Origin of the sequence: Acinetobacter sp. SFB, assembly GCF_001647545.1 — a bacterium.
GTDB lineage: Bacteria > Pseudomonadota > Gammaproteobacteria > Pseudomonadales > Moraxellaceae > Acinetobacter.
The window spans coordinates 257,142-272,779 of sequence record NZ_LSZH01000013.1; the positions used below are offsets into that span (position 1 = coordinate 257,142).

At 38.5% G+C, this 15,638-nt stretch carries 15 protein-coding genes; 8 read left to right on the forward strand and 7 right to left on the reverse strand.

What is annotated here, in order from left to right; genetic code table 11:
• The first annotated feature begins 119 nt into the window (after positions 1-119).
• Positions 120-746, forward strand: a complete 627-nt coding sequence (locus AY606_RS10660) for a CatB-related O-acetyltransferase (protein ID WP_067868113.1) — start codon at positions 120-122, stop codon at positions 744-746.
• Here AY606_RS10660 and AY606_RS10665 read toward each other — a convergent pair.
• Positions 737-2,164, reverse strand: coding sequence for a KAP family P-loop NTPase fold protein (locus AY606_RS10665; RefSeq protein WP_067868116.1), 1,428 nt, complete (start codon positions 2,162-2,164; stop codon positions 737-739). The two genes, AY606_RS10660 and AY606_RS10665, sit on opposite strands and share 10 nt — an antisense overlap.
• Before the next feature lie 321 nt (positions 2,165-2,485).
• Here AY606_RS10665 and AY606_RS10670 point away from each other — a divergent pair, with 321 nt between their 5' ends.
• Positions 2,486-2,926 carry a universal stress protein gene (locus AY606_RS10670; protein ID WP_067868119.1) on the forward strand — a complete coding sequence of 147 codons (441 nt, stop codon included), beginning with the start codon at positions 2,486-2,488 and terminating at the stop codon, positions 2,924-2,926.
• 71 nt (positions 2,927-2,997) lie between these two features.
• On the opposite strand, the gene AY606_RS10675 is transcribed toward AY606_RS10670, so the two are convergent.
• Together AY606_RS10675 and AY606_RS10680 are read right to left on the reverse strand one after the other, a co-directional pair.
• Entirely contained in the window at positions 2,998-3,333 is a 336-nt protein-coding gene (locus AY606_RS10675) for an MGMT family protein (RefSeq protein ID WP_067868122.1), read from the reverse strand.
• 81 nt (positions 3,334-3,414) lie between these two features.
• On the reverse strand, positions 3,415-4,914 hold the full coding sequence (locus tag AY606_RS10680; protein WP_067868125.1) for a cation:proton antiporter: 1,500 nt from the start codon (positions 4,912-4,914) through the stop codon (positions 3,415-3,417).
• A gap of 235 nt (positions 4,915-5,149) precedes the next feature.
• Here AY606_RS10680 and AY606_RS10685 point away from each other — a divergent pair, with 235 nt between their 5' ends.
• Positions 5,150-5,707, forward strand: coding sequence for a hypothetical protein (locus AY606_RS10685; protein WP_067868128.1), 558 nt, complete (start codon positions 5,150-5,152; stop codon positions 5,705-5,707).
• Positions 5,708-5,752: 45 nt separating this feature from the next.
• Here AY606_RS10685 and ypfJ read toward each other — a convergent pair whose 3' ends face one another.
• Positions 5,753-6,658 (reverse strand): KPN_02809 family neutral zinc metallopeptidase, encoded by a 906-nt coding sequence (ypfJ, locus tag AY606_RS10690; protein WP_067868131.1) that lies wholly within the window; start codon positions 6,656-6,658, stop codon positions 5,753-5,755.
• A gap of 47 nt (positions 6,659-6,705) precedes the next feature.
• Complete coding sequence (locus AY606_RS10695; RefSeq protein ID WP_067868134.1) at positions 6,706-7,632, reverse strand: DUF808 domain-containing protein; 927 nt, start codon at positions 7,630-7,632, stop codon at positions 6,706-6,708.
• Between the two features lie 197 nt (positions 7,633-7,829).
• Between AY606_RS10695 and trpS the strand changes: the two genes are divergently transcribed.
• Positions 7,830-8,843 (forward strand): tryptophan--tRNA ligase, encoded by a 1,014-nt coding sequence (gene trpS / locus AY606_RS10700; protein WP_067868137.1) that lies wholly within the window; start codon positions 7,830-7,832, stop codon positions 8,841-8,843.
• 378 nt (positions 8,844-9,221) lie between these two features.
• On the opposite strand, the gene lysS is transcribed toward trpS, so the two are convergent.
• The gene (gene lysS, locus AY606_RS10705; RefSeq protein ID WP_067868140.1) at positions 9,222-10,748 is read right to left on the reverse strand and encodes a lysine--tRNA ligase; all 1,527 of its coding nucleotides are present in this window, start codon (positions 10,746-10,748) and stop codon (positions 9,222-9,224) included.
• Positions 10,749-11,589: 841 nt separating this feature from the next.
• Between lysS and AY606_RS10710 the strand changes: the two genes are divergently transcribed.
• Positions 11,590-12,096, forward strand: a complete 507-nt coding sequence (locus tag AY606_RS10710; RefSeq protein WP_067868143.1) for a YqiA/YcfP family alpha/beta fold hydrolase — start codon at positions 11,590-11,592, stop codon at positions 12,094-12,096.
• 44 nt (positions 12,097-12,140) lie between these two features.
• Here AY606_RS10710 and AY606_RS10715 read toward each other — a convergent pair whose 3' ends face one another.
• Positions 12,141-12,683 carry an adenine phosphoribosyltransferase gene (locus AY606_RS10715; protein WP_067868146.1) on the reverse strand — a complete coding sequence of 181 codons (543 nt, stop codon included), beginning with the start codon at positions 12,681-12,683 and terminating at the stop codon, positions 12,141-12,143.
• A gap of 533 nt (positions 12,684-13,216) precedes the next feature.
• Between AY606_RS10715 and rubA the strand changes: the two genes are divergently transcribed.
• The 3 genes from rubA (at position 13,217) to estB (ending at position 15,632) form a co-directional block, all read left to right on the forward strand.
• Positions 13,217-13,381 carry a rubredoxin RubA gene (rubA, locus tag AY606_RS10720; RefSeq protein WP_005179369.1) on the forward strand — a complete coding sequence of 55 codons (165 nt, stop codon included), beginning with the start codon at positions 13,217-13,219 and terminating at the stop codon, positions 13,379-13,381.
• Between the two features lie 69 nt (positions 13,382-13,450).
• Complete coding sequence (locus AY606_RS10725; RefSeq protein ID WP_067868149.1) at positions 13,451-14,629, forward strand: NAD(P)/FAD-dependent oxidoreductase; 1,179 nt, start codon at positions 13,451-13,453, stop codon at positions 14,627-14,629.
• 55 nt (positions 14,630-14,684) lie between these two features.
• Positions 14,685-15,632 carry an esterase EstB gene (gene estB / locus AY606_RS10730; protein WP_067868152.1) on the forward strand — a complete coding sequence of 316 codons (948 nt, stop codon included), beginning with the start codon at positions 14,685-14,687 and terminating at the stop codon, positions 15,630-15,632.
• Positions 15,633-15,638: the final 6 nt, after the last annotated feature.

Consider the following 15,638-nt stretch of genomic DNA (forward strand, 5'->3'; position numbering starts at 1 on the left):
TGCTCTTCTGAATTTATTCAGTATTTTTAAATAGCCACAACCCAAACAAAGTCTTTTGCCTTAAGCAAAGCAATGTTTAGATCAGCTATAATGGCCAAACTCCCACAGTACTGCATATTATGTCTGAACAATTGATTAATTCTCCTGTAAAACACTGGTGCGAGTTCGAATTCATCTCTAAAACGGTGAAGAATCCGAATATTCATATCAAGGGGAATTATTCTTATTATTCGGCTTATTGGGATCAGGGATTTGAGCGCTGTGTAGTGCGTTATTTACACGACAAGCCTGCAACGTTAGAGAAACCGATTGACCAATTGCATATCGGTAATTTCGTCTGCTTTGGCGCAGAATGCGTAATTATGATGGGTGGCAATCAATTACACCGTACCGACTGGATATCTGCATTTCCGTTTGATACACGCAGTTTTGTCCCTGCTGGCGATACAATTATTGGCGATGGTTGCTGGATTGGTTCACGCGCCATGATTATGCAAGGTGTAAAGCTTGGTGAAGGTGCAGTTGTGGCAACAGGCGCAGTCGTCACCAAAGATGTGCCAGCTTACGCGGTTGTAGGTGGAGTTCCTGCCAAAATTATTAAATATCGCTTTCATGAAGAAGACATTCAAAAACTGCTTTCACTTAAGCTTTATGACATGGATGAAAAGCAGTTTTTGAAGATGCGTGAACAGCTGCAGACGGATGATGTTCAATTATTAATTACTTATTTAGGGAATCAAAATTGAATACCTCTTTTAATATAATTTTCCCAATCTCTAATAAAGTTATTGGAATGTGTATAAGAGGTAATTGCTAATTTTTCTAAAACTTCTTTCAAAGAATACTCTCTAGAACTTTGATCACTAGCACGATCGGCCTGCATATATGCAGCTAAAATCTTATCTATTACCGAATCTTTAATATCAAACTCTCTTTCCATAACAAGCTTATACCATTCAACATTTGATATATCATTTAAAGAGCCACTCCAAGTATCAATATTATGCTTTCGAACAAACTGATGTTTATCCCCTCTTAATTCTTCAATGAGATTTAATGCAATTTTTTCTAAGAATACTTTAAAATTATTTACAACCGGAAATCTAAGTAACATACTTAAAAGTATCAAATTTTTATCTTTACTATCCGTTTTCAATAAAGCGTACTGGTTTATTTTTTTAATCAGTTCTCTGCTATTAAGCTTCTTATCTAATTGCAAATATAGCAACCAAAAATAAAGCTCACTTCTGTCTTCCAATGAAGTTAATTCTCCTATTTTATATAACTGTGTTTTGATAATAGCTTCGAAATTTTCTGCATCCCTTGCTGCCTTTAGATAGATTGTAAAATCAACAAACTTGTCTAAATATTCTTCTCCTAAAGTTTCATCATAACCATAGTTATGACACACCACTTTTGAAAACTGAGTCTTATCCATTACTAGAATAAAGACAATTTTAGGTATATCAAAAAAATGTTTAATCCGTTCAATTAAACGAATCGCAAAATCAGGACGACAACGGTCAAGCTCATCAATAATAAAAACCAAGGTTTTATCTAATTTTTCAGCGAGTTTAGCTAATTCATTTTTAAAATCTTGAATTGTTTGTTTTTCTATATGGTGATTTTCTATTTTCTCTTTGACTTTAGATGCAATCTCATCACTAGCGACATCAAAAACATCTTTTCCTTCATCATAAACTGCTTTTATTGCTTCACCTGCACCACCTAAACCTATCCAGTGCATACTAGCTTTAGCTGCAATCATTGGGATTACAGCCGCTAAAGAAATTAATACTGAAGCTGTCTTTGAATTAAAGTCTTCAATCTCTTTAGCATCGATTTCATTAGAGCCTTTAAAAGCTTGACTAATCTCTGCTGCAATTGTTAGAAAAGGATCATCTAAATAATCATTTGCAAAAGCATCTAAATAAATCACATTATGGTTTTCATTTTCTAAATGCTTTTTCCAGTGTCTCACAAACCAAGTTTTACCCTCACCCCAACGAGCATCCAAAGCAAGTACAGCCCCACACTGTAATCGATCGACATAGTTAGTGAGCTGCTCACCTAAACGCTTACGATCCCACAAATCGCCTTCCCAAGCTGCTTCAATATTTTCAAAATCGTCTTTTGCCCAATTCAACTGCTTTATTTCAGTCATTTCTAATTCATTAATAATAATTTACTACACTTATCATATGACAATTCTCAAAGACAGTTTGCCCATATTTTTACATATAATTTCAAACTAAAATCTGCTTACAATTTCATCATACTTTAGTTTTATACCTTCCAATTTCCTATTCAATCCATGTTAGATTAAATTATAAGAAATATTTATCGGAGCTAATTATCCCTATGAAAATACTAGGTTTTATTCCATCAAGAATACAACTGGTATTGGAGTGTAAATTGTTGTTATAAACCATAAATCATAGTGTTAAAAAGCATCCGTGAAATTACAGATTATAAGGAGAAATACATGTCATATCATAATATTTTAGTGCCAGTTGACGGTTCAGAAACTGCATATGCAGCAGTAGCAAAAGCAGCTGAATTTGCAAAAGCATTTGGCAGTAAAGTTACCGTTGTTCAAGTTTTAGCACTCGACCCCTATATCGCAGCGGAATATATCTCGGCCAATCAAACCAATGACTTAATCGAGCGCGCCCGTACCTCAATCGTTGAATCCCTGGACGCTGCAAAAGCAAAATTTCATGAACAAGGAATAGAAGTAGAAACCAAACTACTTGAAGGACAAGTGGTTCATCGTGAAATTGCTAAAGCTGCTGAAGATAGTCATGCCGACCTGATTATCATGGGTTCACATGGTCGTACCGGCTTCAAAAAACTTTTCCTCGGCAGTGTTGCACAAAGTGTATTGGGAGAATCACATATTCCTGTACTTATTGTCCGTGAATAATATTCAGCTTAGCCTTTCCCATCTTTTCTAAAGGTGGGGAATCACTAACTCTAGCGCCTTTATTATTGTTATCAATCATTGAGCCATTGATACTGTTTTAAATTAATTTTATTTCCAATTACCATTACACCTTCCTCTGATAATTTCAAGCGTTGAATATTATCACCATAATCATCCAGTTTACTTAGGCTAATTTTTCCTTGTGCATTAATCACTCTATGCCAAGGAATGTCTATTTCTGCCTCCAAATGCTTTAAAACGTACCCCACTAAACGTGCATGTTTGGGCAAACCTGCCAACTTGGCGATTTGTCCATATGAGTCCACTTTTCCATAAGGAATAAGCGCCACCACTTGCAAGATGTGACGGGCTAATTCATCACTAGAACGACTTGAATGTTGTGGCATAAATTATCCTTGAATCAGCTAATTTAAACGATCGAGCATAAAAAAAGCCCGTTTAGAGCTTCTTTTAGCAAGTCTGTACGATTAGAAATTATCTGGACTTTCTAAGCGTTTCACTACTTTTACCTTTTCCGGATTATGCATAACCGCAACACCATCTTCGGCTTTTTCATCAATTAAATCATCGGGATTATAGACCGTAATAGTTTCATTACCATTGGCATCCTCCCCTACGATATATTGGAATCCTTTTTTGTTCATTTTATGGCACAGCCGTTGATACCAACCTTTAAAACCTGTTGTTTCTTCATTCGGGTTGTAATAAAACGCATTCATTACCGCAGGCAAACCCAGCCCACAGACCAAACCTGAAAGTAATACTGAAATAAAAGTATAGCCAATTAAGATACTGCTATATTCACTCAGTTCAGGAATGTTCGCAACTGCCAAGATCAAGGCCAGCGAGATCCCTCCACGTACCCCACCCCACGATAAGATGGTCAAACTGCCGTTATAGCTTTTGTGACGAAACGTTGGAAAAAATGCAAAAGAAAGATAGTTCGCGGCAAAGCGTGAAGCATGTAAAATAATAAAGGCAACAATACCGCCTAAAATCAGGCTGATGCTTAAATCTAAAATAAACAGTTCCAGACCAATCAGGGTAAACAGGAAGGAGTTGATAATACCTTCAACGGTATGCCAAAAATGGTTAACTTCACGAATTTCACGTTCTTGCAGAATTTCTTTCCATTTATTCCCCACCACCAGACCGCCAATAACACAAGCAATAGGTGCGGAGGCATGTGCAAACAAGGCAACCAGATATGAACCACAGGCCAATAACGCAGTGGTTAGGATTAAAGACTCCATTTCATGTTTGCCACGAAGTAACCTTAAAATCCCCAGACCGAAGCCCCAACCAATAATGATTGCTACTACAATTTCATACAGCAGGGTTTCTAAAGTACCAATAATGGTAAAGTGTTCACCCTGTAATACATTCAGTAAAGTCATGAATACCGCGATACACATGGCATCGTTAAACAGGGATTCACCTTCAAGTTTTACAATCAGATGATGGGGTGCGCGTACCGAACTTAAAACCGCTTTCACCCCAATCGGATCTGTTGCACCCAGCGCAGCGCCTAATAACAGTAAAACCAGTATATCGACATGGTTTCCAATCAGAAATTGATAACCATATAAAACCACCCCGAAAAAGACTGCACAGAGCACCAGTGCAATACTCGCCAAAATACTAATCGGCTTCCAGTGTCTTTTTAAATCCGATACTTTAAATTTTAAAGCGGAAGATGTCAGGATAAAACAAATCACGCCATTAATTAAAAAGTCATAAAAATCAATATGCCGAACCGCTTCTTCAATATTGTGAATATTAATTGTTATAAAGTGATTACCACTGAGTAAACTCGCGCCCCATTGCAAAATAAACACAAAGATCGCCGAAACAATCGGCACACCAATCGCTTGCGGAAAACCCAAGATACGTTTATTAAAAATTGTCGTGGCAATAGAAAGTGCGAAAATTACAGTAAAGATTTGAAGAAAAAAGAAATTTCCCATTAAGGTTCCAATTTTTGCGATTCATTGGAATAAAGCGAATTCATCCCACTATTTCCAAATAAAATATTTCATTAAACAACATTTATTCTATGAATTAGTTTAACGATTTTTTCTAGAGCAAACAAAATAGTTAAGTTTTTTTACATATTTTTAGCAATGATTTAACATAGGCAAACATCTAAGCCTTTAATGTAGCCATACTTTCTTCAATCATCACCTTAAGTTGAATTTATTCATGCATCAAACAGTGAAAACCCTATTTCGACTTTTTTTTGCAGTTGTCATTTTTCTTATCACTTTGGCTTTATTTTTCAGCGCCTATTCTAAAAGCAAAGAAATTTTACAAGCAGATCAACACTTCCAGCAAGCCAAACATATTCCACTCAAATCAACCGCTCAAGAGCAATTGGTTTTGGTGTCCAATAATAAACGACCGGATCAAGCGATTTTTATTTTAATTGCCCAGAATGGTTATATTGCTAAATTAAGCTGTGAGCATTACCTGCAAGATATTTGCACCGATGAGTATAACCAGCTGCATACCCGACAAATTCAGCAGCTTGATTTATTAAAAGTAGGTCAGCAGTATTATATTGAAAATATTACTTATCAGGACAGCCGTACTCAAAAGCAGCAACAATGGGCTTATTCCAAGCAACAAATTCAGCAGTTTTATCAAGCAGACATTGCCAGTTTAAAATATATTGTTTTTAGTATGGTACTGTTTGCACTAGCGGCACTATATGTCTCTATTCGGATTCTGCGCAACTTTAAAAAGTTTTTAACGCGTTAAGAAGTCCAATAAAAAAGAGGATTTAAAATCCTCTTTTTTATTGCTTTAAATAGCTTGATCGAAGGTATCGCAATCGTTGATCTGTCCTGATTTTAAACCAGTTTGAAACCATTTCATGCGCTGCTCGCCACTCCCATGGGTAAAGCTGTCTGGTACAACCTGTCCTGTCGAACGTTTCTGTAAATAGTCATCGCCAATTTTGTGCGCTGCATCCATCGCTTCTTCAATATCGCCTTGTTCCAGAAATTGGGTCCGTTGCTGATTATGGTTGGCCCAAATTCCGGCAAAGCAGTCCGCTTGCAATTCCTGACGCACAGAGAGTTGATTGCCTTGTACCGTACTAGATTGAGCACGTGCTTTTTGCACCTGATCTGAAATTCCTAACAGGGTTTGAAGATGATGCCCCACTTCATGTGCCACGACATAGGCTTGAGCAAAATCGCCGGCCTGATCTTGGCGTGAGAGTTCTGTGCTGTTCTGCTCACCGGAAATACCCATTTGCTGACGCATATCTTTAAAGAAGGTCGTGTCGATATAGACTTTTTGGTCTGCTGGACAATAAAAAGGTCCCATTGCAGATTCTGCCGTACCACAGCCTGAATTCACCACACCACTGAACATTACCAATTTAGGTGCGATATATTTGCTATTCAGTTGCTGCTGAAATACTTGCGTCCAGGTATCTTCTGTATCAGCCAATACTGTGCCGACAAAATCCATGGCTTCTTGCTGTTCTGGAGTTGGATTATCCAGACCTTTGGTTTCAGCCGACTGGGATTGTGAGGTTACCTGCTTGGTGGCTTGATAGGCTTGCTGCGGGTCAACACCAAAAAATTTCCAGGCTACAAACGCAACCACAAGTCCTAAAATACTAATACCACCTGCTTTCGCACCAGCTCCACCGCGGCGGTCCTCGACATTGGTACTTACACGACGTCCTTTCCAGCGCATAGTGATATTCCTTCTATTTTTTTAGCTAATTTTAGCGAGTTTTCTGATTATGCCTGCTTTGATTTTGGCCAAAACTTTTGGATCGTTGTGATCACTACAAAAACCAGTAAGCCAGCTACAAAACCGATAACAAGGTTGATTAAAGTCGGAGTAAGTGAACCAATAATATTGCCGATCGTAGGAATATGCTGAATTTGATCGACTGAATCTTCAGTAAAATGATGGAATTGCGGAATAGCATGATTAATAATGCCGCCCCCCACCAAAAACATGGCAATTGTTCCCACAATGGTCAGGGTCTTCATGAGTATAGGTGCAAAAGCCAGCAAGCCATTTCCTATACTTTGCTTGAGCTGAGATGCCTGTTTGGTTAAATACAATCCCAGATCATCAATTTTGACAATCATGGCTACAAAGCCATAAACACCGACTGTCATTAAAATCGCGATAACTGAAAGCACCAGAACTTTTGTACCAAAAGCAGCGGTAGCCACCGTACCCAGTGAAATCACCACAATTTCGGCTGATAAAATAAAGTCGGTACGAATCGCGCCTTTGACTTTGTCTTTCTCGAACTTTGCCAAGTCGGTTTCAATGGCAGTGAATTCCGCTTCAGCAGCTTCTGTAGTGGTGGTTTTTTTATGCTGCAAACTGTGCAGCACTTTTTCCACGCCTTCGTAACATAGAAATAACCCTCCAATCATCAATAAAGGTGTAATCAACCAAGGTGCAATCACACTAATTAATAAGGCCAGAGGCACAAGAATTAACTTATTAATAAATGAACCTTTTGCTACTCCCCAGACCACCGGAAGTTCACGTTCAGAACGTACACCACTAACCTGTTGGGCATTGAGTGCTAAATCATCTCCCAATACGCCTGCAGTTTTTTTTGCCGCCACTTTACTCATGACAGCAACGTCATCTAAAACAGTGGCAATATCATCTAATAATATTAATAAGCTACTCGCCATTATTTTTATCCTTAAAGTTACTATTCAATATCTTAAATAGAAATAATTAAAAAAACTGTATCAACTTCATTAAATTGTTCTTATTTTTTCTCTGTTCTGTTTTCATTGCGTCTGACATTCAAAAACATTATGCCGTACAATATGGCAAATTCATCGGCATATAAATGTAGTGCTAACTACTTTGGAATAGAGAGATAATGAGTAATCAAGACAAGCGTCCTGTTATTTTGACTGGCGACCGCCCAACCGGACAACTTCATTTAGGTCATTTTGTTGGTTCTTTACGTTCACGTGTAGGACTACAAGATTCTCACCATCAACATCTTCTCCTTGCTGATGCTCAAGCTTTAACCGATAACGCAGACAACTTCGAAAAAGTACGTCGCAATATTATTGAAGTGGCAACTGACTATTTAGCTGTGGGTATTGACCCAACCAAAACAACAATTTGTGTTCAATCCTGCTTGCCAGCATTGAATGAACTGACCATGTTGTATTTAAACTTTGTGACTGTGTCACGCTTAGAGCGCAATCCAACCATTAAATCTGAAATTCAGATGCGTGGTTTTGAACGTGATATTCCAGCAGGTTTCCTATGCTACCCAGTCGCACAAGCTGCCGATATCACCGCTTTTAAAGCAACGGTTGTCCCTGTCGGTGAAGATCAGATTCCAATGATCGAACAAACCAACGAAATTGTACGTCGCTTGAATCGTCAAATTGGCCATGAATTGCTGCCAGAATGTAAAGCACTGCTTTCAAATGTCAGCCGTTTACCCGGTTTTGACGGTAAAGCGAAAATGTCAAAATCTTTGGGCAATACCATTGTGCTCGATGCTTCCGATAAAGACATCAAAAAAGCAGTTAATGCGATGTATACCGACCCGAATCATCTTCGTGTCGAAGATCCAGGTCAGGTGGAAGGTAACGTGGTATTTACTTACCTGGATGCTTTCGATACCAACAAAGAAGAACTTGAAGAGTTAAAAGCACATTATCGTCGTGGTGGTTTAGGTGATGGTACGGTGAAAAAACGTCTTGAAGCGGTTTTAAAAGAATTGATCACCCCTATTCGTGAACGTCGTATGGAACTGCAAAAAGATCCTGATTACATCATGGATATTTTGAAAGCCGGTACCGACAAATGTCGCGATATTACCCAGCAAACCCTCGATGAAGTTAAATCGGGTTTAGGCGTTTTTCATTTCTAAAAAATACTTGATCTAAAAAATGCCCTCCTGTATAAGAAGGGCATTTTTTTGTGCTAAATAATGAGCAATAAATCACACTAACCAATAGTTATTAACCTGAATTTACACAACTTAACTAAAAGTCTCATGAAATGACTCACCATTCACTTTATTATACTTTTAGTGCTTAGAACTCAGTAGAGTTCTAACATTCTCCTTAACCGAAACTGTGCAAACAGATTCGTTGTTATACGCATTGATCACCCCAATCATTGCGTATTTTTTTGTCAAAAATTTTTATAATTCACATGAATATCCCAGTATTTAATAAAATTTTGCATTTATTCAATCCATGAAATAAAAAACCCGCTCTAAAGCGGGTTTTTTTAAATCAATAACTTAATTTTTATGACGCATATGCGGGAATAAAATCACATCACGAATACTCGCTGCATCAGCAAATAACATCACCAAACGGTCAATACCAATCCCTTGACCGGCTGTTGGAGGAAGACCATATTCAAGTGCTTCAATAAAGTCAGCATCGTAATGCATCGCTTCATCATCGCCTGCATCTTTTTCGGCAACTTGCGCTTGGAAACGCTCAGCCTGGTCAATCGGGTCATTTAATTCCGAGAAACCGTTCGCCAATTCACGACCACCAATAAAGAACTCGAAACGGTCTGTAATGTGTGGATTGGTGTCATTACGGCGTGCAAGCGGTGAAGTTTCCGCTGGATATTCGGTAATGAAAGTCGGCTGACGAAGTTTTGTTTCAACTGTTTCTTCAAATACGATGGTTTGAAGTTTACCCAGACCAAAACCAGGTTTAACTTTTTCTTTCAATTCTTCTTGAACAAATTTAGCCAAGAATTCACGATCAGCAACATTTTCTGGTGTGAGGTTGGAATTATGTTCAAGAATTGCATCAAACATCGAGATTTTTTTGAATGGGCCTTTAAAGCTGAATACTTCACCTTGATACGGCACATCGGTAGAACCCAAAATATCGATCGCTAATTTTTCAAGCATATTTTCAGTCAAAGCCATCAAGTCTTTGTAATCTGCATAGGCCTGGTAGAATTCGATCATGGTGAATTCTGGGTTATGACGAGTCGAAACACCTTCATTACGGAAGTTACGGTTAATTTCGAACACACGTTCAAAACCACCCACAACCAAACGTTTTAAGTAAAGCTCAGGCGCGATACGCAAGAATAAAGGCATATCCAATGCATTATGATGTGTTTCAAATGGACGCGCTGAAGCCCCACCCGGAATCACATGCATCATTGGAGTTTCAACTTCCATAAAGCGTTCATTGGCTAAATACGCACGCATGCCCGCAACCACTTGGGCACGGATTTCAAATGTTTTACGTGTTTCTTCGTTCACCATCAAATCGAGATAACGTTTACGATACTTCATTTCAGTATCGTTTAAACCATGGAATTTATCTGGAAGTGGACGAAGTGATTTGGTTAAAAGTTCGAAATGTTCAATATGAACATAAAGATCGCCTTTGCCAGAACGGCCAATATAACCTTCAACGGCAATAATATCGCCCAGGTCTAAACCTTTGATGGTGGCCAGTACTTCTGGGTCTAATTCTTTACGTGCAACATACAGTTGAATACGTCCAGTCATGTCTTGAATCACGATGAATGAACCACGGTTCAACATCACGCGACCTGCAACTTTTACATAAACCTTTTCACCCGCTTCAATTTCTTCTTTAGACTGATCAGCGAATTGTTCTTGTAAGTCTTGGGCGTAATGTTCACGTTTAAAAGTATTCGGCCAAGGGCTGATTCCCTTTTCCTTAGCATGTTCTTCAATATGCTTTAACTTGGCATGACGCTGTGCAATTAAATCGTTTTCGGAAATGAGTTGTTCTGAAGTCGATTGAGCGTTATGTTGCGTCATCTCTGCCTCGAATATGTGTAAAAAACGGAAGTTGCATAGCATAGCAGATTTAGCATAAATTTCGTATGACTTATTGCCAAACAAAAACATTGATTTGCTAACCCGACTTTGTTTCATTCACATTTAGACTTCGGCTAATTTTTTCCCAATCTCCAAGCCTCTTCTTAAGCCATGATTCATCAATTTCACGTAATTTTTAGAGATTCCCTGTTCTACAATTAGCATGGATGAGCGATTTAGATTTTCAAGTTCATCTCTAAGACATTGCTTCATTGGTTAATCTTTTTCATATTTTCAGCATGTCGAAGGGTTTAAAAATCACTCCTTTAAATGCTTTAAGTTAGGTAATGGTTGAAACCAGACCATCCCCTTGGCATGGAGAAAAACAATTCATTCGTTCACTTGCCAATCTAAATGCATGGATGAACCAAGAGTAAAATATTGTGTTCATTTAGGATATGTGTCGGGATGCCACAAAATTTGCTAAACATCTCTTGGAGAGGCATGAAAAAAACTTCATAATCTCAAATTTCTATAGGGCTTACCTTCGCTCAGATTCATTTAATAAATACAAAGTTATCCAAATTTATTTTTGTGAGATATGCAGGTTTTTTTATGCGTTATAAGATCAATATTCTAATTCTTTTATCTAACTATTTTTAACTCATAATTTAATTTTTTAAGTGGGGTGGTTGGGCTTTATTACACCCCTGTCTTAGACCAAAAGCTAACTTCTTTATTTTACATTGTCCCCTACAATAATTTTAAGCAAAATAGTTGAAAAATAAACTATTCAACCCTTTCTATCTTTGTGATTAAAGACAGTGTGAACGATAAAACAATGAATACATGCACTTCGAAAATCTTATTTTTACATGGACTTGATTCCTCGCGTGAATCGACAAAATTCCATGTCATTGATGCCAATCAAAAATTTTGCATCGATATAGATTACCGCAACTTGAATTTTCAAACTGTTGCCGATTTTTATCACGATATTATTGCCAAAATTAAACCTGAAATTCTGGTCGGACATAGCTTGGGCGCGTATTGGGCCTTAAAAATGTCAGCCTTATGTAAAATTCCAACGGTGATTGCCAACCCGAGTCTGAGTCCAAACTTTCGCGAAGACTACCCCCCAATTAATCAAGATGATCTGGAACATGACATTGCTCAAATTGCCTATCTGGAATTAGGCGATGAAATACTGGATATGTATGCCGTTCAGGAACAGCTCGAACCTTATATGATCGTTCAAGCCTTAGAAGGTGGACATCATCGCTTAGCGAGTCCTGAAAACATAAATGAATTAATTCAGCACATGCAAACGCATTTTCTGAAAAAATAAAAAAGCCTTGGTTAAACCAAGGCTTTTTTAGGGCATACAATCAATTAAGCGACTGCTTGTTCTGGCTGAGACTTATCATCCAACACCGACCACACATCTAAACCTAAATCACCGTGTAAATCAGGCAGATCAAGAAAAATGCTCGCGCCCAGAATTTCATGGTTGCATTTATTAACCAGCTGTTTCACCGCCTTTAAAGTACCGCCTGTTGCCAATACATCATCTACAATAATAATTTTTTGCGCTTCGATATTTGCAGACATTTCCAAACGATCCATACCATACTCTAGGCTATAACCTACGCCCACAACCGGTGGTGGCAATTTTCCTGCTTTACGTACCAGCAATAAGCCTTTGCCCAAACGCTGAGCCAATAAACTCGCCAGTACAAAACCACGTGCTTCTACAGCAACAAAACTGTCGACTTGTTGCAGTTTGTCAGCCGGGATACTGGCAATTAAAGCATCGGTTAATGGTCCAATATTACTCATAAACAAAGGAGTTAAATCGAAGAAGCAAATACCCGGTTTAGGGAAATCCTGGACAGTACGAATGTGAGACCACAAAGTTGCAGACAAATTGCTCATGGGGAGAAAAGTAATTTAGAAAAGAATATGAGATATTAACGCTTAATCAGGTTCAGGGCCAGTAAATGATCATGTTTACAACCCAGAAAACCATGCCATAAAACCATAAGATATTGTTTTAATTATATTTATTTTTTAAATAAATATTAGATATAATTCTGTGTGATCTTAAACTAACAAACTTTGTCTATTTTCTCTCCCCGACCTTAGTCTAAACGCCACTTTTTATCGGAATAAGGTCATTTCTTCAGTTTCTCTAAGCGGCACGAATTCATGCATATTTTTAAATTTAAATTAAGTTTAAATTGTTAGACAAAAAGCATATTTGCGTATTTTTATGACAAGTTTTGTCCTGCTCTGCAATTCTGGTTTCAAATTCACTGATTAAACTCGCATATTTGCTTTACATTAACGCTAGAACTGCGTAAAAATTTGCTTGAATATGTACGCTGAAAGTCATATTACTAGAGACATGCTGTATATGGAATTTTACTGACTTCACTTTTTAAAAAGTCAGTGTTTTGGAGAGTCAAATGAAAAAGTATCAATGCATCGTTTGTGGATGGATTTATGACGAAGCGGAAGGATGGCCACAAGATGGTATAGTCGCAGGTACAAAATGGGAAGATATCCCAGATGATTGGACATGCCCGGACTGTGGTGTATCAAAAGTTGATTTTGAAATGGTTGAAATCTAACAATTGATATCAAAGACCATAGTAAATGGTCTTTTTTTACGTCTTATAGAAAACAGTTTGGAGAAAACTATGCATCCTATCGTCATCATTGGTTCGGGTATGGCAGGATATACCGCAGCACGTGAGTTTCGTAAGCTAAATCCCGAGCATGAACTGGTCATGATTTGTGCAGATGATGCGGTAAACTATGCTAAACCCACGCTGTCTAATGCTTTAGCCGGAAAAAAAGCCCCTGAGCAAATTGCCTTAGGTGATGCCAGTAAAATGAGTGACCAACTGAAGATGCGTATTGAAGCGCATACTCGGGTTAAAGAAATTCAAGCTGAACAGCATCAACTCATTTTAGAAAAAGATGGACAACAAACCACTCAACCCTATTCAAAGCTGATTTTAGCGGTAGGTGCAAACCCAGTTCGCCTGGCAATTGCTGGCGATGGTAGTGATGACATTCATGTGGTTAACAATCTGGATGACTACAAAGCATTCCGCAAAAACCTGGATCAACATCACGATAAACGCGTGGTCATTTTAGGCGCTGGTCTGATTGGCTGCGAATTTGCCAATGACTTGCAAAATACAGAGCACCAAGTCACGGTGATTGATTTGGCTGCCCAACCTTTGGGACGTCTCATTCCTGACTACGTTGCCGCTTCATTTCAGGAAAAACTTGAAGCTATTGGCATTCATTTCGTCTTGGGTACAACGGTTGAAAAAATAATTAAAGTTGAAAATGGTGACTATCAAATTACTTTAGCCAATGGTCAGTCTGTTGTTGCAGACATTGTACTTTCAGCGATTGGCTTACAACCAAATTTAGAATTGGCAAAAGCTGCTGATATTCACTGTAGTCGCGGCATTTTAACCAATGGTCATTTAGAAACCAATCAAGCTGATATCTATGCGATTGGCGACTGTGCAGAAGTCAATGGTTTGCTCTTACCTTATGTGATGCCGATCATGCAACAAGCACGTGCTTTAGCGAAAACCTTGAATGGTGAACACACCCATGTTCATTATCCAGCAATGCCTGTTGCAGTCAAAACCCCAGCTGCTCCCCTCACGGTACTTCCAGCACCCATCGGTGTGGATGTCACTTGGGAGACCGAAGAATTTGAAGATGGCATGATTGCCAAAGCTTTAGATGGTCAAAACAGCTTACGTGGTTTTGTTTTATTGGGCGCGACCGCAGCAAAACAACGTTTAAGTCTAACTAAACTTGTACCTGACTTGATTCCTGTAGCCGTTTAAGGTTTTAATAGTAAGGACATTTTTTAAGCAAAATGTCCTTTTGGGGAAAATCACAATGAATCATAGCGCACTTAATTTTACAGGCTCGCCCTATACTTCTTTCATGCACGAAACCAAAGTAACTTTAAGCAATGGAATCGAGCTGCATGTTGAGATAGGTGGTAATCCTGAACATCCTGCAATCATGCTGATTATGGGATTGGGTGCGCAGATGTTGTTTTGGCCTGATTTTTTCTGTAAATCACTGATTGACCAAGGTTATCGTGTCATTCGTTATGATAACCGTGACATTGGGCTATCTTCAAAAATCCGTCATTCAGGTCCCCGACTCAATACCTTAAAACTGATGGGTCGTTTTGCGCTCGGCTTACAAAATCAAGGTGCACCGTATAATTTATATGATATGGCTGAAGATGCTGCCTTACTGATTGATCATCTGGGACTAGAGAAAGTCTCTGTAATTGGCGCATCCATGGGCGGCATGATTGCGCAAATCCTGGCAGCCAAACATCCTGAAAAAGTCAGCCACCTCGGTTTAATGTTCACCAGCAATAATCAACCGCTCTTACCTCCGCCTTTTCCAAAACAGCTTTTTAGCCTGATTGGCCGACCTGAGTCTACCGATGAAGAAGGGATCGTTAATCATAGCGTAAAAGTATTTAACATCATTGGTTCACCTGGATATATCAATCAAATCGAGATTATGCAGACCGCACGTAAACTATATCAACGAAGTTATTACCCGGCGGGTGTACTTCAACAATTTTTAGCAATATTATGTACCGGTTCTTTGCTACAATTGAGTAAGCAAATTCAGCAACCTACCCTTGTGGTACATGGCTCTCGTGATCGTTTACTACCACCAAGCCATGGCAAAGCAGTTGCAAAGGCAATTACAGATGCTAAGTTTGAATTAATTGATGGAATGGGGCATGATATGCCTCCGCATTTTATTCCATATCTTAGCGGATTATTTGCTGATCACTTTAAATTAAAACATTAGGACACT

What these genes read in the sequence shown, in the direction of transcription:
- AY606_RS10725 (WP_067868149.1), top strand. Translation starts at nt 13,451, where the DNA reads ATGCATCCTATCGTCATCATTGGTTCGGGTATGGCAGGATATACCGCA.
- estB (WP_067868152.1), top strand. Translation starts at nt 14,685, where the DNA reads ATGAATCATAGCGCACTTAATTTTACAGGCTCGCCCTATACTTCTTTC.
- rubA (WP_005179369.1), top strand. Translation starts at nt 13,217, where the DNA reads ATGAAAAAGTATCAATGCATCGTTTGTGGATGGATTTATGACGAAGCG.
- AY606_RS10665 (WP_067868116.1), bottom strand. Translation starts at nt 2,164, where the DNA reads ATGACTGAAATAAAGCAGTTGAATTGGGCAAAAGACGATTTTGAAAAT.
- AY606_RS10660 (WP_067868113.1), top strand. Translation starts at nt 120, where the DNA reads ATGTCTGAACAATTGATTAATTCTCCTGTAAAACACTGGTGCGAGTTC.
- AY606_RS10685 (WP_067868128.1), top strand. Translation starts at nt 5,150, where the DNA reads ATGCATCAAACAGTGAAAACCCTATTTCGACTTTTTTTTGCAGTTGTC.
- AY606_RS10680 (WP_067868125.1), bottom strand. Translation starts at nt 4,914, where the DNA reads ATGGGAAATTTCTTTTTTCTTCAAATCTTTACTGTAATTTTCGCACTT.
- AY606_RS10715 (WP_067868146.1), bottom strand. Translation starts at nt 12,683, where the DNA reads ATGAGCAATTTGTCTGCAACTTTGTGGTCTCACATTCGTACTGTCCAG.
- AY606_RS10670 (WP_067868119.1), top strand. Translation starts at nt 2,486, where the DNA reads ATGTCATATCATAATATTTTAGTGCCAGTTGACGGTTCAGAAACTGCA.
- AY606_RS10710 (WP_067868143.1), top strand. Translation starts at nt 11,590, where the DNA reads ATGAATACATGCACTTCGAAAATCTTATTTTTACATGGACTTGATTCC.
- AY606_RS10695 (WP_067868134.1), bottom strand. Translation starts at nt 7,632, where the DNA reads ATGGCGAGTAGCTTATTAATATTATTAGATGATATTGCCACTGTTTTA.
- AY606_RS10675 (WP_067868122.1), bottom strand. Translation starts at nt 3,333, where the DNA reads ATGCCACAACATTCAAGTCGTTCTAGTGATGAATTAGCCCGTCACATC.
- trpS (WP_067868137.1), top strand. Translation starts at nt 7,830, where the DNA reads ATGAGTAATCAAGACAAGCGTCCTGTTATTTTGACTGGCGACCGCCCA.
- lysS (WP_067868140.1), bottom strand. Translation starts at nt 10,748, where the DNA reads ATGACGCAACATAACGCTCAATCGACTTCAGAACAACTCATTTCCGAA.
- ypfJ (WP_067868131.1), bottom strand. Translation starts at nt 6,658, where the DNA reads ATGCGCTGGAAAGGACGTCGTGTAAGTACCAATGTCGAGGACCGCCGC.